Raw genomic sequence first — 19,724 nt, 5'->3', positions numbered from 1 at the left:
CGATCGCATCGAGGCTGGTGACGCAGTGTCAGAACCCGATCTTCTGCGGACGGTCCGCCCTCTGATCGCTGACTGGCTCGGCCCCGACGCCGAGCGGGTCGGCCCCGACGACAACCTCATTGAGCAGGGACTGGACTCCATCCGCCTGATGACGGTGTCCGCGGCACTGCGCCGCGCCGGCATACGGCTGACCTTCGCGGAACTCGCCCGCACACCCACGCTGCACGCGTGGGAGGAACTGCTGGCCGAGCGAAGTCCGGGCCCCGGCAGCCGGACTCAGGAACCGTCCGAGGAACGGTCCGAGCGCGCCTCGGCCGACGACGAGACCTTGCCCTTCGACCTCGCCCTGATGCAGCACGCCTACTGGGTGGGCCGCGGCGCGGAGCACGAACTCGGCGGTGTGGCGGCGCACTTCTACAACGAGTTCGACGGCGAGGGTGTCGACCCGCAGCGCCTGGAGCGCGCCGTACGCGCCCTGCTCGCCCGGCACGCCCAGCTGCGCGCCGTGTTCGGCGACGACGGCCGCCAGCACACTCCGGCCACCTCGGCCTGGCCAGGGCTTCGCGTGCACGACCTGCGCGAGCTGCCCGAGGACGAGGTGGACCGCCGCCTGGGACAGCTGCGGGACGATCTGTCGCACCGCATGCTGCGGGTCGGCGCGGGCGAGGTCTTCGACGTACAGCTGTCGCTGCTGCCGGGCGGCCGGACGCGTACCCACCTCAACCTCGACATGCTCGCCGCCGACGCGCTCAGCCTGCGCGTCCTGCTCGCCGACCTGGCGACCCTCTACCGCGGTACGGAACAACTCCCGCCCATCGCCTACAGCTACCGCCGCTACCTCGCCGACCGTGCCGCCTCCAAGGAGCGGGAACGCGATCGCGCGCGGGACGCGGCCTGGTGGGCCGCCCGGCTGCCGGACCTGCCGGGCGCGCCCGCGCTGCCCATGGCCCAGGGTCCGGTCCGGCCCCGTGTCACCCGCCGCCACCACTGGCTGCCGCCCGAGGCGCGTGACGCCCTGTTCGCCCGCGCCCACCGGCACGGCGTCACCCCCGCGATGGCGCTGGCCGCCACCTACGCCGAGGTGCTCGCCGCGTGGAGCTCCGAGCACCGCTTCCTGCTGAACGTGCCGCTGTTCGACCGCGAGTCGCTGCATCCCGACGTACCCCTGCTCGTGGGCGACTTCACCGGGTCCGTGCTGCTCACCGCCGACATGGCCGGCCAGGACGCCTTCGAGCGCCGCGCCCGCGCCCTGCAGGAGCGCTTTCTCGACGATGCCGCCCACGCCTCCTACTCGGGTGTCGAGGTGCTCCGCGACCTGAACCGCGCCCGGCCCGGCGGCGGACGGGTCCTCGCGCCCGTCGTCTTCACCAGCGCCCTCAACCTGGGCGAGCTCTTCTCAGAGGACGTGCGCGCCTGCTTCGGGCGGCCGGTGTGGATCATCTCGCAAGGACCGCAGGTGTGGCTGGACGCCCAGGTCACCGAGCTCGACGGCGGCCTGCTCGTGAACTGGGACGCGCTGGAGCAGGCGTTTCCTGAGGGAATGCTGGACGCGATGTTCGCCGCCTACCGCACGCTGGTGGACTCCCTCGCCTCATCCGACGCTCCCTGGGGTGCGCCCGTGCCGGACCTGCTGCCCGAGGACCAGCGGGACGCACGCGCGCGTGCCAACGCCACGGACGGGCCGCGCACCGGGCTGCTGCTCCACGAGGGCTTCCTGAGCCGCGCCGAGCGCACTCCGGACCGGCCCGCGCTGCTGTGGGGCACGGACGACACGGACGGCTGCCTCACCTACGGCGAACTCGCCGACCGGGCCCGGCGGATCGCCGCCGCGCTCGCCGCGCATGCCGTCGGACCCGGCGACCGCGTCGCCGTCTGCCTGCCCAAGGGGGCCGACCAGATCGCCGCGGTGCTCGGCGTGCTGACGGCGGGCGCCGCCTATGTGCCGGTCGGGCGCGACCATCCGCCGGCGCGACGGGATCGTGTGCTGAGCCGGGCGGGGACCCGGGTGGCCTTCGTCGGCGCGTCCCCCGGCTCCCCGCTGCCCGAGGGCGTCGTACCGCTGACCGTGGCGGACGCCCTGGCGCACGAGCCCGTCAAGGAGCCCGTCGCGGTGCCGGAGGACGACCCGGCGTACATCCTGTTCACCTCCGGCTCCACGGGCGAGCCGAAGGGCGTCGTCGTACCGCACCGCGCGGCGCGCAACACGGTCGACGACCTCGACGAGCGCTTCGGCGTGGGTGACGGCGACCGGACGCTCGCACTGTCCGCGCTCGACTTCGACCTGTCGGTGTACGACCTGTTCGGGCCGCTGTCCGCCGGAGGCGCGGTCGTGCTCGTGCGGGAGGAGGACCGGCGGGACGCGGGACGCTGGCACGCGCTGATGGCCCGGCACGAGGTCACCGTCCTCAACTGCGTGCCGTCCGTGCTGGACATGCTGCTCAGCACCGCCGGAGTCGGCCTCGGGGCGCTGCGGCTGGTGCTGCTCGGCGGAGACTGGGTGGGCGTCGACCTGCCCGGCCGGCTGGCGGAACGTGCGCCCGACTGCCGGTTCGTGGCGCTGGGCGGTACGACGGAGACGGCGATCCACTCCACGGTGTGCGAGGTGACCGGCGCCGACGTTCCCGAGGACTGGACGGCGGTGCCGTACGGGACGCCTCTCGGCAACGTCCGGTGCCGGGTCGTCGACGCCCGGGGCCGGGACTGTCCCGACTGGGTGCCGGGCGAGTTGTGGATCGGCGGGGCCGGGGTGGCCGACGGCTACCTCGGCGATCCCGGGCGCACCGCCGACCGGTTCGTGCGGCACGACGGGCTGCGCTGGTACCGCACGGGCGATCTCGCCCGCTACCGGCCCGGCGGCACCGTCGAGTTCCTCGGCCGGGCCGACTCCCAGGTGAAGCTGCGCGGCCACCGGGTCGAGCTGGGCGAGGTGGAGGCGGCACTCGAGCGGGCGCCGGGTGTGGGGCGGGCGGTGGCGGCGGTCGTCGGCGACGCGGACGGAGCCTCGCGGGCGCTGGTGGCGGCGTACGCGCCCGCGCTCGGCAAGGAGTCGAGCCTGAGTGACGGGATCAGGCCCCAGGTCGTGGCCGCACGGCCGGATCCGCTGGAAGCCGATGTCGTCGCGCACGTTCTCGGCCGGGTCCTCGAAGACCGGAGGGTTCCCGCCGAGTCCATGCGCGGGCTGGTTCACCTGTGGCGGGACTGGCTCAGCCGCCACCCGGCACCGGCGGACGCGGAGCGCCTGGCCGAGCGCGTCGCCGGAACCCGTCTCGAAGCGGTGCTCGCCCGGCTTACCGAGCGGCTGCCGGACCTGCGCGCCATGCTCACCGGTGAACGCGACCCGCTGGAGCTACTCGACGACCCGGTTCTCGCCCCGGAGGTGGCGCTCGACGCGCTGCCCGCCACCGCGCAGGCGGCGGCGGACTGCGCTCAGACATTGAGCGCCCTTGCGGCGGAGCCCGGCCGGGGTGTGCTGCGGGTCGCGGTCGTCGGGGCGCGAGGTGGGCTGGGTGTACGGCGCGTGGCAGAGCAACTGCCCGCAGGGTCCGTACAGTTCACGCTTCTGGACACCTCTGCCGGGCTTCTGGAGCGGGCTCGCGACCGGCTGGCCGACCTGCCGCACGACGTGAGGTACCAGTCGCTGCCGGACGGTGCGCTCCCCGAGGGACTGCCCGGCGCGTTCGACGCCGTCCTCGCCGTCGGCGCCCTGCACACCTTCGACGCCCCGGCCGCCGGGGTCGCTCAGGCGGCTGCCCTGCTGGCTCCGGGTGGCGTCCTGCTCGCGGTGGAGCAGGGCGGTCTGCCACCGCTGGGGCTGATCTGTGCCGCCCTGCCCACGCGGGGGTTCGCCGACGCGGACCCGGCCCGCCGCGCGGCCGGCAGCCCACTGCTGCCGCCGTCGGCCTGGGAGCAGTTGCTGCACGGCCATGGGTTCAGCGAGGTGGACACGTCCGTACGTGACCAGGAGCCCGCACTCCTGATCCGCGCGGTCCGTGATCCGGACGGTCGGCCGTGCGACACCGACGGCGTACGTGCCTTCGCCGTCGGCCAGGTGCCGTCCTACATGGTCCCCGACCGGCTGGTCCTGCTGCCGGTCATGCCGCTCACCGCGAACGGCAAGGTCGACCGGCGCGCGGTGCGCGAACTCCTCGCCCGGCACGTGTCGTCGGCGCGGAACCGCGCAGGGCAGGGCACACCGCCCCGGCCCGGCGTGGAGGAACTGGTCGCCGAGGTGTGGCGGGACCTGCTCGGCGCCCGGAGCGTGCACCGCGAGGGCGACTTCTTCGCGCTCGGCGGCGACAGCCTGCTGGCCACACGGATGCTGCACCGGCTCGGCGAGCGCGGGGTGAAAGGTGCCCGGATCGCCGACCTGTTCACGAGCCCGGTGCTGAAGGACTACGCCGCCACGCTCACCCAGGACGCGGGCGGTCCTGCCGCGCCCGCCCTCGTGCCGGACCCGGAGCACGCGCACGAGCCGTTCCCGGCGACCGATGTGCAGCGCGCCTACTGGCTGGGCCGGTCCGAGGAGATGCGGCTCGGCGGGGTGGGGGCGCACTACTACTCGGAGTTCGACGGCACCGGCGTGGACCTGCCGCGGCTGGAGGCGGCCTGGCGCAGGCTCGTCGTACGGCATCCGATGCTGCGTGCCGTTTTCGACGAGCACGGACGGCAGCGCGTCCTGGCCGACGTACCCGAGTTCACCATCCCGGTCCGGGACGGCGAGGAGCACCTCGCCACTCTGCGCGAGGAGATGTCCCACCAGGTCCTCGACCCAGCCCGCTGGCCGCTCTTCGACGTACGGGCCGTGCGGTACGGGGAGGGCCGGACCCGCATCGGTGTGAGCCTCGACAACATCGTCCTCGACGGCCTCAGCATGATGACCGTCTTCACCGAGCTGGGCGTGCTGTACGCCGATCCGGACGCCGAACTACCGTCCGTGGAGCCGACGTTCCGCGACTACCTCGCCTCCGTCCGCCCCGCGCCCGAGACGGTCGCCGCCGACCAGGCGTACTGGCGCGACCGGCTGCCCGAGCTGCCGCCCGCGCCCCGGCTGCCGCTGCTGCGCGACCCGGCCACGCTGGGCCGCCCCCGCTTCACGCGCACCTCGGGGCAGCTGACCACCGACCGCTGGCGGCGTCTGAAGGAGCGTGCCCGCGAGCACGGCGTCACTCCCTCCACCCTGCTGCTCGCGGCCTACGCGGAGGTGCTCGGCACCTGGAGCGAGAGCCCCGAACTCACCGTCAACCTCACCCTGTTCGACCGCCAGGAGATCCACCCGGACATCAACCGGGTCCTCGGCGACTTCACCTCGCTGCTGCTCGCCGCCCACCGTCCGCGCGCCGGCGAGGACTGGCTGACCCGGGTTCGTGCGTTGCAGGAACAGCTGTGGCGCGACCTCGACCACCGCTCGGTCTCCGCGGTGTGGGTGATGCGCGAACTGGCCCGGGCCCGTGGCGAGTCCGAGGCCGCCGTGCCGGTGGTGTTCACCAGCGCGCTCGGTGTCGACGACGGCGTGTCCATGGACGCGCCCGACGGTTTCCCGCCGCGCGTGTGGGGGGTCAGCCAGACCCCGCAGGTCTGGCTCGACCTCCAGGTGTACGAGGGCCGGGACGGAGCGCTGCGTCACCAGTGGGACGCCGTGCGGGAGCTGTTCCCCGAGGCCCTGGTGGAGACGATGTCGGCCGCCTTCGACGAGCTGCTGCTCCACCTGTGCGACGCCGACTGGCAGACGCCCCGGCCCGCCCTGCTGCCCGACGCTCAGCGCGCGGTCCGCGAGCGGGTCAACGCCACGGGGAAGCCCGGCGGCGAACGCGCCCTGCACCTGCCGTTCTTCGAGCGGGCCGCCACCGAACCCGACTCCCCCGCCCTGCTCTGGGGCGACGACGGCGCGATGTCGCGGGGCGAGCTGCGCGACCGCTCGCTGCGCATCGCCGCCGCTCTGGCCGAGCGCGGCGTCGAACCTGGCGACACGGTCGCCGTATCGCTGCCCAAGGGACCGGAACAGGTCGTCGCCGTACTCGGGGTGCTCGCGGCCGGTGCCGCGTACGTCCCGGTCGGCGCCGACCAGCCGCCGGTGCGGCGCGAGCGGATGCTCAGGGCATCGGGGGCCCGGTGCGTACTCGACGCGGAGTTCCTCGCCGAGCCGCTGCCCGCACCCCTGGAGAAGCCCGTGGCCACCGACCCCGGCTCCTGCGCGTATGTGATCTTCACATCCGGGTCCACCGGTGAGCCCAAGGGCGTCGAACTCACCCACCGGGCCGCGGCCAACACCGTCGAGGACATCAACGAGCGGCACGGCATCGGCCCCGGCGACCGGGTCCTGGCGGTCTCCGCGCTCGACTTCGACCTGTCCGTGTACGACATCTTCGGGCTGCTCGGCGCGGGCGGCGCGCTCGTCCTGGTCACCGAGGAGGAGCGCAGGGACGCCCAGCGGTGGCGCGACCTCGCCGCACGGCACGGCGTCACCGTCTGGAACTCCGTACCGATGCTGCTGGACATGCTGCTCACCGCGTCGGCGGGGCAGACACCGCCCACGCTCAGGCTCGCCATGGTCTCGGGCGACTGGGTGCCGCTGGACCTGCACGCGCGCCTAGCCTCGCACAGTGACTGCCGGCTCATCGCGATGGGCGGTGCCACCGAGGCCGCCATCTGGTCCAACGCGTACGACGCCACCGCCGGCGCGCCGGCGGGCTGGCCGTCGGTGCCGTACGGGACGCCGCTGCGCGGACAGCGGTTCCGGGTCGTGGGTCCGCTGGGCGAGGACTGCCCGGACTGGGTGCCGGGCGAGCTGTGGATCGGCGGAGCCGGGGTGGCCACCGGATACCGGGGCGATCCCGAGCGCACCGCCGACCGGTTCGTGACCGACGGCGGGGACCGCTGGTACCGCACCGGCGACCTCGGCCGCTACCGGCCCGACGGGCTGCTGGAATTCCTGGGGCGCCGCGACCACCAGCTGAAGATCCGGGGCCATCGCACCGAGCTCGGCGAGGTCGACGCGGCGCTGCTCGCTCAGTCGGGAATCGCCCGCGCGATCACCGTCGCGACCGGGCCGCGGGGGCAGCAGCGGCTGACCGCGTTCGTGGTTCCCGAGGGACCGTTGGACCTCGCGGCGGTCGAGCGCCGTCTCCCCGACCACCTGCCCGCGCACGCCGTGCCGTCCGCGCTCATCCCGCTGCCGGACGGGCTGCCGCTGACCGCCAACGGCAAGGTGGACCGCGCCGCGCTCGCCGAGCACGCGGCCGGTCTCGGCGTGACGTCCGGCGGGACCCGGCAGCCGGCCGGCCCGGTCGAGGAGCTGGTCGCCGCCGCCTGGCGGGAGCTGCTCGGGGCCGAACAGGTCGGGAGGGACGACGAGTTCTTCGCCCTCGGTGGCGACAGCCTGCTCGCCACGCGCCTCGTGGCCCGGCTGCGCGAGGCCGGGGTGCGCGGCGCCCGCATCGCGGCGCTGTTCACCCACCCGGTGCTCAAGGACTACGCCGCCACCCTGACCCTGGGCGCCGAGAGGCCCGTCACGCAGGCCCTGGTGAGCGATCCGGAGCATGCGTACGAGCCGTTCGAGGCGACCGACGTGCAGCGCGCGTACTGGATCGGGCGCACCGCGCAGCTCGACCTCGGCGGGGTCGGCTCGCACTACTACAGCGAGACCGACGAGGAGTACGCCGACATCGCCGGGCTGGAAAGGGCCTGGCGGCGGCTCATCGCCCGCCATCCGATGCTGCGGGCCGTCTTCGACGAGGACGGGCGGCAGCGAGTCCTGGCCGACGTACCCGAGTTCACCATCCCGGTCCGGGACGGCGAGGAGCACCTCGCCGCACTGCGCGAGGAGATGTCCCACCAGGTCCTCGACCCGGCCCGCTGGCCGCTGTTCGACGTACGGGCCGTGCACTACACCGCGCCCGACGGCGAGCGCCGGACCCGGATCGGGGTGAGCCTGGACAACCTGGTCCTCGACGGCCTCAGCATGATGATCGTCTTCACCGAGCTGCGGCAACTGCGGGAGGACCCGGACGCCGAACTCCCGTCGATGGACGCGACGTTCCGGGACTACCTCGCCTCCGCCCGGCCACCGGACGGCACACTGGCGGCCGACCAGGAGTACTGGCGTGACCGGCTCCCCTCGCTGCCCCCGGCGCCCCGGCTGCCGCTGCTGCGCGAACCGTCGGCGGTCGGCCGCCCGCGCTTCGAGCGTCGCGCCACGCATCTGCCGTACGAGCGGTGGGAACGGCTCAAGGACCGGGCCCGGGCCTACGGCATCACGCCCTCCGTGCTGCTGCTCGCGGTCTACGCCGAAGCGCTCGGCGAGCACACCGAAAGTCCTGAACTCACCATCAACCTCACCCTCTTCGACCGGCGGGAGATCCACCCGGACATCAACCGGATCGCCGGTGACTTCACCTCGCTGCTCCTGGCCGCCCACCACCCGGCGGCGGGCGAATCCTGGCTAGCACGGCTGCGGGGCCTGCAGGCCCGGCTGTGGACCGACCTCGACCACCGGGCGGTGTCGGCGGTGTGGGTGATGCGCCGGCTCGCCCAGCAGCGCGGGCCCGACCGGGCGGCCATGCCGGTGGTGTTCACCAGTGCGCTGGGCATCGACGACGAGCGGGCCCGGCTGCTGACCCCGCCGCACTGGTCGGTCTCCCAGACCCCGCAGGTCTGGCTCGACCACCAGGTGCTGGAGGACGCCGAGGGGCTCCGGCTCACCTGGGACGCGGTGACCGGGTTGCTGCCGCACGAACTGCCCGAATCGCTGATGGCCCGACAACTCGCGCTGTTGGAGGAGCTGTCCACGGCCGACGAATGGAACGCGCTGATCCTCACCACGGGTCTGAAGGCGGGAGAGCAGTCCGCCGCTCCTGTGCCGACGACCGCCGAGGCAGAAGCCGACGGGGGCGGGCCGCCGCGCGGCGCCACCGAGGAACTCGTCGCCGCGCTCTGGTCACAGCTGCTGCCCGACGCCCCGCTCGCGGGCCGCGAGCAGGGCTTCTTCGCGGCCGGCGGGGACAGCCTGCTCGCCACCCGCCTCATCGCGCGACTGCGCGAACGCACCGGCGTGGAGGTCCCGCTACGGGAGTTCTTCGCCGCCCCGACCGTGGCGGCGCTCGCCGCCGCCGTCGATCACGTCACCGACCGCACCACCGATCAGAACTGGGAAGAGGGGGAGCTGTGAGCGCCGCCGAGCTGGTATCGGAACTGGCAGCCGCCGGAGTCGAGTTGTGGGAGGAGGACGGCCGCATCCGCTTCCGGGCGCCGCAGGGCGCCCTCACCGAGGAACTGCGCGAGCGGCTGCGCACCGACCGGGACGCCGTACTCGCGTATCTGCGGGACCCGTTCGCCGAGAGCCTGGTACCCGACCCGGACGGCCGGCACCTGCCGTTCCCGCTGACGCAGGTGCAGTCCTCTTACCTGCTGGGCCGCACGGACGCCTTCTCGTACGGTCGGATCGGCTGCCACGCCTACCTGGAGTACGAACTGCCGGGCGACGTCGCCCCCGAACGGGCCGCCGGTGCGTGGCGGGCGCTCGTCGAGCGGCACGACGCGCTGCGCACGGTGTACCACCCGGACGGGCAGCAGGTGCTCAAGGACCTGCCGCCTTACGACATCCCCGTGGCGGGCGCCGAGCAGGCGGAGCGGATCCGCGGGGAGCTGGCCCAGCGGACGTACGACCCGGCTGCCTGGCCGTTGTTCGACGTGCGGCTGACGCACTCCCCCGAGCGGCTGCTCGTGCACCTGTCGGTCGACCTGCTGGTCACCGACTTCTCCGGGGTGCAGCAACTGCTGGGCGAACTGGAGCAGCTGTGCCTCGCGCCCGACCGGGCCCTGGAACCCGTGCCGGTGTCCTTCCGCGATCACGTACTCGCCGAGCGACGGCTGCGCGACAGCGCCCGCTGGACCCGCGACCGCGCCTACTGGCTGGACCGGTTGGATGATCTGCCGCCCGCGCCCGAACTCCCCGTACTCAATGAGGAGTCGGGGTCGGGCGTGCGGTTCCGGCGGCTGGCCGACCGGCTGACCGGCGAGGAGTCGGCGGCGCTGCGGAGGCGGGCCGCCGGGCGCGACCTGACCGTGTCCACCGTGCTGCTCGCCGCCTACGCCGAGGTGATCGGCCGGTGGAGCGCCAAGCCGCGCTTCACGCTCAACCTGCCGGTGTTCGCCAAGCGCCCCGTGCACCCGGACATCGGCCGGGTCGTGGGCGACTTCACGTCCGTGACGCTGCTGGCCGTCGAGCCCGATGCCGCGAAGGGGTTCGTGGACCGGGCCCGCGTGCTCGGCGGGCGGCTCTTCGAGGACCTGGACCACGGGTTGTACTCGGGCGTGGAGGTGCTGCGCGAGGTGGCCCGCCGCTCGGACCGGCAGGCGCTGATGCCGGTCGTGTTCACCAGCACCCTTCAGGGCACCGAGGTGCCGGCCACGGGTCCCGGCAAGGTCGTGTACGGCGTGACGCAGACGCCGCAGGTGTGGATCGACTGCCAGGTGATGGAGTCGGGCGGGGAGATCCTGCTGGGCTGGGACGTGCGGGAGGGTGCGCTGCCGGAGGGGCTGGCCGATGACGCGTTCGGCGCGTTCGCGTCTCTCGTACGGGAGTTGGCCGTCTCGGACGCGCTGTGGGACAGCACCGACCCGGTGCGGCTGCCCGAGGCGCGGGCGGCCCGGCACGCGGAGGTCAACGCCACCGGGCGGCCGTTGCCGGAAGGGCTGCTGCACGAGCGCGTGTTCGCCGCAGCCGCCACGCACGCCGACCGCCCGGCGGTCATCGCACCCGACCGCACCCTCACCTACACCGAACTCGCCGGGTACGCCCGGGCGGTGGCCGCGCGGCTGCGGGAGGCCGGGGTCGCGCCGGGCGACCGGGTGGCGATCGTGATGGACAAGGGCTGGGAGCAAGTCCCGGCCGTGCTCGGCGCGCTGGACGCGGGGTGCGTGTACGTGCCGGTGGACACCGTCCACCCGCCCGCGCGCCGGGCGAAGGTCCTGGCCTCCAGCGGGGCGGTCGCCGTACTCACCCAGGCGGGCCTGGACGACTCGTACGAGGTGCCGGCGATCGCCGTCGACACGCTTGAGCCGTCGGAGGCCGCGCAGTCGCGACCGGTGGACCCCGGCCAGGCCGCGTACATCATCTACACCTCCGGCTCGACCGGTGAGCCCAAGGGGGTGGTGGTCTCCCACCGGGCAGCGCTCAACACGGTCGCCGATATCGACGAGCGGTTCGGCGTGGGCCCCGGCGACCGGGTCCTCGGCCTCGCCCAGCTGGGCTTCGACCTGTCCGTCTACGACCTGTTCGGTCCGCTCGCGCACGGCGGCGCGGTCGTCCTCCCGGACGCCGAGCGCCGCGGCGACCCGTCGCACTGGGCCGACCTCGCGGCCCGCCACCGGGTGACCCTGTGGAACTCGGTGCCCGCACAGCTCCAGATGCTGTACGACTACCTGGCCTCCGGCACCGGTCAAGCCGCCGTGGCGGGGCTGTCCGGGCTGCGGCTCGGCCTGCTGTCCGGCGACTGGATCCCCGTACGTCTGCCGGACCGGATGCGGGAACTGCTGCCGGGGCTGCGGCTGATCAGCCTGGGCGGGGCGACGGAGGCGGCGATCTGGTCCATCCACCACCCGATCGAGCAGCCCGTGGATCCGGACCGGCCGAGCATCCTCTACGGCAGGCCGCTCGCCAACCAGACCTTCCACGTCCTGGACGAAGCGCTGCGGCCCCGGCCGGACTGGGTGCCGGGCGAGCTGTGCATCGGCGGCAGCGGCCTGGCGCTCGGCTACCACGGGGACCCGGAGACGACCGCACGGCGGTTCGTCACCCATCCCGTCACCGGGGGGCGGCTCTACCGGACCGGTGACCTGGGCCGGTGGCTGCCCAGCGGGGACATCGAGTTCCTGGGGCGTGAGGACGGGCAGGTCAAGATCCGGGGCCATCGCATCGAACTCGCGGAGATCGAAGCCGCGTTGGCGGGGCATCCGGCCGTCGGCGGGGCGGCCGTGCTCGCCGTCGGCGACGATCCGCTGCAACGCCGGCTGGTCGCCTTCGCGGAACCGGCACGGGTGGCCCCGGTCGCCGGTGCGGGTGGTGTCCTCGCGCGGCGGGCCCGGGAGGCGGCCGACGCGTTCGAGGTGGCCGAGCCGGAGCGGATCGCCGACTTCTCGCGGCTGCTGGACGAGGCGTCGCTGGCGTCCATGCTCGACGCGCTGCGCGCCCGCGGCCTGTTCGCGGAGCCCGAGGCCGCCCACACCGCGGACGAGGTGGCCCAGGCGGCCGCCGTACCGCGCCACCACCGCCTGATCCGGCGCTGGCTGCGCGTGCTGCACGCGGACGGTGTCCTGGCGCTGGATGCCGGCAAGTACCGACTGGGCGTCGAGCCGCCGTCGGCCGCCGACGCATGGGACCGGATCGCCGCCGTATGGAGCGACGAGCTGGGCCCGCGCGACCTGCTGGACTATCTCCGCGCCAACGCGGACCAGTTGGGCGCGCTGATGGACGACCGGGTCGCCGCCGTCGACCTGCTCTTCCCCGGCGCCCGGATGGAGACCGCCGACGCGGCCTACCGCGAGAACGTCATGTCCGCCTACCTCAACCGGGTCGTCGCCGAAGCCCTGCGCACGGCGGCCGAGAAGCGGACGCCCGGAAGGCCACTGCGGGTGCTGGAGGTGGGTGCCGGAACCGGGGCGAGCACGACCGGGGCGCTCGCCGCGCTGGACGGGCGGGAGGTGGAGTGGCTGTTCACCGACGTGAGCCCGTTCTTCCTGGACAAGGCGCGCGAGCGGTTCGGGGACGATCCGAGGCTGCGGTACGGGCTGTACGACGTGGACCGTGACCCGGCCGAGCAGGGGCTGGTGGCGAACTCGTTCGACGCGGTGGTGTGCGCGGGCGTGCTGAACAACGCCCGGGACACGGCGGCCGCGCTCACCGCGCTGCGCTCGCTGCTCGTGCCCGGCGGGCTGCTGCTGGTCACCGAGCCGACGCGGGAGCACTACGAGATCCTGATCTCGCAGGCGTTCATGATGACCGGGGCCGAGGACCTGCGGCGCGCGGACGGCACGGACGCCACCTTCGTCACCCGCGAGCAGTGGCTGCGCCTGTTCGCCGAGGCAGGCGGCGAGAACACGCTCTGCCTGCCCGAGCAGGGCCACCCGCTGGAGCCGCTGGGCCAGCACGTCTTCGCCGTACGGTTCAAGACCGACAGGGCCCTGGTGGATCCCGCGGACGCCCTCGACCTCCTCGCGGCGCGGCTGCCGGTCTACATGCTGCCCGCCGCGCTGCACGTCCTCGACGCGCTCCCCCTCACGTCCAACGGCAAGGTCGACCGCAAGGCCCTCTCGGCCCGGGCCGCCGTCACGGCCGAGGAGCAGCACACCGTCGCCGTGGCGGAAACCGCCGAGCCCGCCGACGAGTTGGAGGAACGGCTCGCCTCGGTGGCCGCCGTGGCACTCGGGGTGACCGCCGTCCCGCGCGACCGCAGCCTGTTCGACCTGGGCGCGGACTCGCTGCTGCTCGCCCAGCTGTCGGCACGGCTGATCGAGGAGATGCCGCAGGCGGCGGACCAGCAGTTCGACACCCTGCTGCGGGAGCTCCTCAACCGCCCGACGGTCGCCGATCTGGCCCGCCATCTGCGCGGCACGGACGACGCCGAGGCAGGCAAGCGCGAGGCGAGCGCGCTGCTGCCCCTCGGCGACGCACCGGAGGGCGGAGTGCTGCACGTGCTGGTGCACGAGGGCATCGGCACCATGGCCCCCTATCGGGACCTCTCGGCCCGGCTCACCGCGTACGGGCCGCTCGTCGGCCTGGCCGTCGGCGACGTCGAGGCATGCACCGAGATCCCGGCGGAGGAGTTCGTGGAGCGACTCGCGGCCGAGCACGTACGGCGGTTGACCGCGACCGGTGCCGACCGGTTCCGGCTCACCGGGTACTGCCTGGGCGGGCAGCTCGCCACCGAGATCGCCCGGCAGCTCACCGAGGGCGGGGCGCACGTCGAGCGGCTGACGGTGGTCAGCAGCAGCCCGCCCGCCTTCGTGTGCGAGGACGAGCCGCTGATCGAGCACGCCTTCGCCCGGGTGCTCGGCGCGGACCCGGCGGCGGCCGGTTATCCGGACGACGAGGAGGAGCTGGGGGCGGCGCTGCGGGCAGTCCTCGACGCCACCCCCGGGCGGGTGCCGTCCGGCGCCTTCGCCGCTCTGTGCGGTGAGCCGCGCCTGGAGGCGGTGGCCCGCCGCATGCGCGCCCTGTCCGAGGTGCCTCAGACGGAGCGGCTCGCGGCGATCGCCCGCACCCTGGGCGGGGACGGCGACGCTGCCCATGTACCGGGTCTGTACCGGGTGTTCCGGCACGCCTTCGCCGCCGCGTCGCTGCACAGCACCCAGCCGTACGCGGGCGACATCACCCTCGTACAGCCGCGTGGCCGGCTCCGGTTCCTCGCGGGCTTCGGGCAGGAGGCGGACGAGTTGTGGCGTGAGGTGTGCCTCGGTGAGCTGACGGTGGTCGACGTCGACGGCGACCACTTCAGCTGCCTGCGCGCGCCGCATGTCGATGACGTGGCATCGGCTGCCGGAGGCACCCCGTGAACCGAGGCCGTACCGCGCCGGTCGCGGTGGGCGTGGTCGGGGCGGCCGGGGCGGTGGGCCGGGCCGTGCTGGACGAGTTGCTGCGCCTCGGGGTGGGGCCGGTGCGGGCGGCGGTGCGCCGTCGGCCCGGCCTGCCCCTGCCCGTGGAGGCCGGGCTGTGGCCGGATCCGGTGGACGTGACCGACGAGCGGGCCCTCGCCGCGTTCTGCGCCGAGTGCCGTGTCGTCGTCAACGCCACCGGGCCGGTCCGTGCCGTGGGCCACCGGGTGGCGGCCGCGGCCCTCACGGCGGGCGCGGATCTCGTCGATGTCAACGACACGGCCGAACTGTCCGGATCACCGCCGTGCGAGCGGCTGTTGCGGTGGCGGACGGCGGTGATCGGCGCGGGGCTGATGCCGGGGCTGGCCGGGATGCTGCCCGGGTTGCTGGCCGACAGCAGTCAGGCCAGGGGCGGGGTCCTCACCGTGCGCGTCGGCGGGCTCCCCCACTTCCCGCTCGCCGCCGCCCGGGACTTCATGGACCGGCTCGCCCGCCCCGGTGGCGAGGTGACGGCCGTCTGGCGCGACGAGCGACGGGTGCCGGGGGCGCTCGCGGTGGAGCGTGACGCGCGGCTGCCGTACTTCCCCGGGGCCGTGACGGCGATCCCGTACCTGACCGAGGAGGCCGTGGCCGTCGCCCGTCGATACGGGCTCGGCGAGGTTCGCTGGTACACGGTGTTCGGCGGCGAGCACACCCGCGCGGTTCTCGACCGCTATCGCGCGGGGCTGTCGCCGGACGGCCGGTTTGTGGACGGGGCGGCGGACGAGCTGTCGCGTGCCACGCTCACCGATCTCGCGGGCCGTGCGCCGTACCAGGCCGTGACCTGCGAGCTGGACGGGCGCGCGCTCGTCCTCACCGGCAACGGCTCCTCGGCCCTCACCGGAACCACCGCCGCCCACGCGGCACTGGCGGTGCTGAACGGTGAACTCCCGCCCGGGCGGCGGCACTTCGCAGAACTCCCCGACCCTGGGCGCCTGGCCCGTCGTATCGCCGAGACCCCGGCCGTGACCGCGCTGCGGCTGCTGGACGGGCCGCTCGCCGAACTCCCCCTGGAAGAAGGAATCCTTTGACTCCCGTGACCCGAGTCGTCGTCTGCGGCACCGGTTTCGGCCGTGTGTACCTCAGTGCCTTCCGGGAACCGGGCCCGGACTTCCCGTTCCGGCTGACCGGCGTTCTCGGCCGGGGCAGCGCCCGCTCCAAGGCCTGCGCGCAACGCTACGGCGTCCCCCTGCTCACCGACCCGGACGAGGTGCCCCGGCACGCCGACCTGGCCTGCGTGGTGGTGCCCAACGGGGTCGGCGGCGGGGAGGGGGCCGCGCTCGCGCAGCGGCTGATGGGGCACGGGGTACATGTGCTGCACGAGCATCCGATCCACCAGGTGGAACTGGCCGCTTGTCTGCGCACCGCCCGCCGCCACGACGTCCAGTACCGGCTCAACACCTTCTATCCGCACCTGGCTCCCGTGCGCCGCTTCCTCGCTGCGGCCCGTCACCTTGCCGAGCGGCAGGACGTGCTGTACGCGGAGGGGTGGTGTGCCGTCCATGTGTCGTACGACCTGATCGACATCCTCGGCCAGGCACTCGGCGGGCTGCGGCCCTGGCAGCTCGGGGATCCGATGTCCGGCGGCGGGCCGTTCACCACCCTGGAGGGCCGACTCGCCGGCGTCCCCCTCACCCTGCGCGTGCTGAACCAACTCGACCCGGAGGACCCCGACAACCACACCCACCTGCTGCACCGGGTCACCCTCGGCTTCAGCGGCGGCACGCTGATCCTGGCCGGGACGCACGGCCCGGTCCTGTGGAGCCCGGCGCTGCCCGCCCCACGCGGGGACGACGGCGAGCTGGACTTCGACGCCGAGGCGCACCGCCTGGTGCACCTGCCGAGCGTCCAGCCGGTCGGCCCCGCCGAAGCGCCCACGCACCGGGAGGTGTACGCCGACGTGTGGCCGGACGGCGTACGGCGGGCGCTGCGGGCGACGGCGGACGCGGCCGGGGCGGGCGAGGACCCGATGCGGGCGGGCCAGTACCACCTCACCCTCAGCCAGATCTGGCAGGACCTCACCGCCCGGCTCGGCTACCCGGACCTGGTACGCCGCCCCGCGCCGGAGCCGGTCACCGCGCCGGACCTGGTCGCGGCGGTGCGTGAACGGGAGGGCCTGTGACCACCGCGGCGGCTGCTTCCGGCCCGTCCGCCGCTTTCAACCCGCTCGACCTGAGCCACACCGACGATCCGTATCCCCGGCTGGCCGCGCTCCGCCGCGAACGGCCGGTCTCCACGCCGCTTCCCGGATGGCACGTGGTGGTCCGCGACGCGGACGTGCGGGCAGTCCTGGCGGACCCGGCTCTCTGGTCGAGCCGCCGCAACAACACCTCCGTACCCGACACCCCCGAAGCGGACCGGGGGTTGGCCCTGTCCCAGCTCGACCCACCCGCGCACACGCGGCTGCGCCGGCTCCTCTCCCCCGCCTTCGCACGGACCGTCGTCGCGGAGCTGGAACCCGTCGTACGGGAACGGGCCGAGTCGCTGGCGGACCGGTTCGAGCGGGACACGGATCTGGTCCCCGCGTTCACCGCGCCGCTGCCGCGTGCCGTCCTGGCCGCCTTCTGCGGGGTGGACGGGACCGACGCGGGGGACCACGACCGCTGGGCCGGCACCTTCACCGACCTCCTGGGCCACCGGGCGCACCCGGAATGGCCCGCGTTCGAACGCTGGGCGCTGAGGTCCACGGAAAAGCCCGTTCTGAGCGGTGTCCTGAAGCAGTTGGACCGCACCGAGGCCGTGACCTTCCTGCACTTCCTGATCGTGGCCGGAGTGCCCAACCTCCGCCATGCGCTGGGGAATCTGGTGCTGCGGCTGCTGAGCGAGGACCACTGGCGGGCCGAGGGGCTGGCGGACGCGATCGAGGAATCGCTGCGCCTGGACCCTCCCGCGCTGTGGCAGATGCGCACCGCGTCCCGTGACATCACCGTGGGCGGAACGCCCGTACGGGCCGGGGAACGGGTGGTCGCCGTCGTCGCCTCCGCCAACCGCGACCCGGCCCGCTGGGGCGAGGACGCCGACGCGTTCCGGCCCGACCGGCCGGGGCTGCGCGCCCACCTGGCCTTCGGCAAGGGCCCGCACGCCTGCCTCGGCGCCTCCCTGACCCGGCTCCAACTACGGGTGGCGGCCGAGGTGTTGATCGGGCGGCATCCGAAACTGCGGCTCGCGCCCGGCTTCCGTTTCCGCCGCGCCGGCGACTTCATGAGCCGCGGCCCCGCCGCGCTCCCCGTCCACCTGGAGTGACCTCTGTGACCAGTACCGCTTCCCCCTGGCTCCGCCGACCGCTGCCCCGCCCCACGGCACGCGTGTCGCTGGTGTGCTGTCCGCACGCGGGCGGCAGCGCCGCCTTCTACACCGCGTGGGCCCGGCTGCTTCCGCCGCACGTGGAGCTCGTCGCCGTCCAGTACCCAGGTCGCCAGGACCGGCTCACGGAGCCCGCCGCGAAGTCCATGGACGAGCTCGCCGGTGCCGTCGCCGAGGCGCTGCGTGCCGACCGGACGGACCGGGAGCACGTCCTGTTCGGGCACAGCATGGGCGCCTCGGTCGCCTGGGAGACCGCCCTTCGGCTGGAGGCATCGGGCGCGGGCCCACGGCACGTGGTCGTCTCCGGGCGTCCCGGACCGCACCGCCAGCGCCCCGGCACGGTGCACCTGCGGGACGACGACGGCCTCGCCGCCGAACTGCGCCGCCTCGACGGCACCCACGCCGCCCTGCTCGACGACCCCGAGGTGCGGGCGGTGCTGCTGCCCGCGGTCCGGTCCGACTACCGCCTCATCGAGACGTACCGTCCGGACACCGCCGCCCGGCTGCGCTGCCCGCTCACCGCCGTCACCGGGGACCGTGACGAGGAGGCGACGGTGGCGGAGGTGGCGGCGTGGCGGAGCGCCACGTCGGGGGCGTTCAGCAGCCTGGTGCTGCCGGGCGGTCACTTCTACCTGGTCGCGCAGGCGGGGCGGGTCGTCGATGCCGTCCTCGACGCCTGCGGCGCGTCCGCCCCTGCCGCCGTGCACCACCCCGTACTCCCCTGAAGCCGAAGCTGGAGCTGGAGCGACATGACCACCCTCCCGGAGACCACCCCCGCGCGCGTCGACCTCGCCGCGCTCGCCGACCTCGTCACCCCGTGGGCGATCAGGGTCGCGGCGACCCTGCGCCTGGCCGACCACATCGCCGTCGGCCACACGGCACTGCCCGACCTCGCGCGCGCCGCGGGCGCCGACCCGGACGCGCTGCGCCGCATGCTGCGCGTGCTCACCGGCCGAGGCGTCTTCGCCGAGCCGACCGAGGACACGTACGCCCTGACGCCCGCGGCCGAACTGCTCAAGGACAGCGGGGCGTTCGGGCTGCGCGCCTGGTACGACCTGGACGGCATGGGCGGGCGCATGGACCAGGCGTTCGGGCGCCTGCTGGACACCGTGCGCACAGGTGAGCCCGCCTACCCCCTCGTGCACGGCCGGTCCCTGTGGCAGGACACCCTGAAGGACCCCGCACTCGCCCGCTCCTACGCCGACTTGATGGCCGCGCACACCCGGTTCGCGGCCCCGGAGGTCGTCGCGGCGTACGCCTGGCCCGAGCGCGGGCACGTGGTGGACGTCGGCGGCGGTTCCGGATCGCTGCTCGCCCGGCTGCTCACGGCGCGCCCCGCTCTGCGCGGCACGGTGCTCGACCTCCCCGAGGCCGCCGAGGAGGCGCGGCGCGCACTGGACTCGGCCGGGCTGGTGGAACGTGCCTCGGTGCATCCCAGCAGCTTCTTCGACCCGCTGCCCGCCGGAGCGGACCTGTATCTGCTCACCTGGGTGCTGCACGACTGGAGCGACGAAGAGGCCGAGCGGATCCTGCGCCGGTGTGCCGAAGCGGCCGGCGAGGGCGGTCGGGTCCTCGTCGTGGAAAACCTCGTCACCGACAGGCGCCGTGCCGACGTCGCCGCGGCCATGGATCTACGGCTGCTGGTGCTGTTCGGCGGCCGGGAACGCACGCCCCGGCAGCTGGACGACCTGGTCACCCGGACCGGCCTGCGCGTCACCAGCCGCCAGGTCACCGGAACCGGCATCCACCTGGTGACCTGCGCGCACGCCGGGTGACGCACAGCGATAGGGCGGCAT

Annotated in this window: 7 protein-coding genes; all 7 read left to right on the top strand. The window is 74.3% G+C overall.

Annotated elements, in window-relative coordinates; translation table 11 throughout:
- Positions 1 to 25 precede the first annotated feature (25 nt).
- The 7 genes from ACZ4UU_RS29950 to ACZ4UU_RS29920 are packed head-to-tail and all read left to right on the top strand — an operon-like array spanning position 26 to position 19,703.
- On the top strand, positions 26 to 9,163 hold the full coding sequence (locus tag ACZ4UU_RS29950) for a non-ribosomal peptide synthetase (protein ID WP_471906485.1): 9,138 nt from the start codon (positions 26 to 28) through the stop codon (positions 9,161 to 9,163).
- On the top strand, positions 9,160 to 14,547 hold the full coding sequence (locus tag ACZ4UU_RS29945) for a non-ribosomal peptide synthetase (RefSeq protein ID WP_471906484.1): 5,388 nt from the start codon (positions 9,160 to 9,162) through the stop codon (positions 14,545 to 14,547). Before ACZ4UU_RS29950 ends, ACZ4UU_RS29945 begins: the two co-directional genes overlap by 4 nt.
- A complete protein-coding gene (locus tag ACZ4UU_RS29940; RefSeq protein ID WP_471906483.1) occupies positions 14,544 to 15,656 on the top strand; it encodes a saccharopine dehydrogenase NADP-binding domain-containing protein in 1,113 nt (370 codons plus the stop codon). Before ACZ4UU_RS29945 ends, ACZ4UU_RS29940 begins: the two co-directional genes overlap by 4 nt.
- A 5-nt stretch (positions 15,657 to 15,661) precedes the next feature.
- Positions 15,662 to 16,747 carry a Gfo/Idh/MocA family oxidoreductase gene (locus tag ACZ4UU_RS29935; RefSeq protein WP_471906482.1) on the top strand — a complete coding sequence of 362 codons (1,086 nt, stop codon included), beginning with the start codon at positions 15,662 to 15,664 and terminating at the stop codon, positions 16,745 to 16,747.
- Positions 16,744 to 17,868, top strand: a complete 1,125-nt coding sequence (locus ACZ4UU_RS29930; protein WP_471906481.1) for a cytochrome P450 — start codon at positions 16,744 to 16,746, stop codon at positions 17,866 to 17,868. Before ACZ4UU_RS29935 ends, ACZ4UU_RS29930 begins: the two co-directional genes overlap by 4 nt.
- Positions 17,869 to 17,873: 5 nt before the next feature.
- Entirely contained in the window at positions 17,874 to 18,653 is a 780-nt protein-coding gene (locus tag ACZ4UU_RS29925; RefSeq protein ID WP_471906480.1) for a thioesterase II family protein, read from the top strand.
- 24 nt (positions 18,654 to 18,677) lie between these two features.
- Positions 18,678 to 19,703, top strand: a complete 1,026-nt coding sequence (locus ACZ4UU_RS29920; protein ID WP_471906479.1) for a methyltransferase — start codon at positions 18,678 to 18,680, stop codon at positions 19,701 to 19,703.
- The last annotated feature ends 21 nt before the right edge of the window (positions 19,704 to 19,724 follow it).

Source organism: Streptomyces sp. NPDC028907, from assembly GCF_055564995.1.
This window is presented reverse-complemented; position numbering and strand designations above follow the sequence as displayed.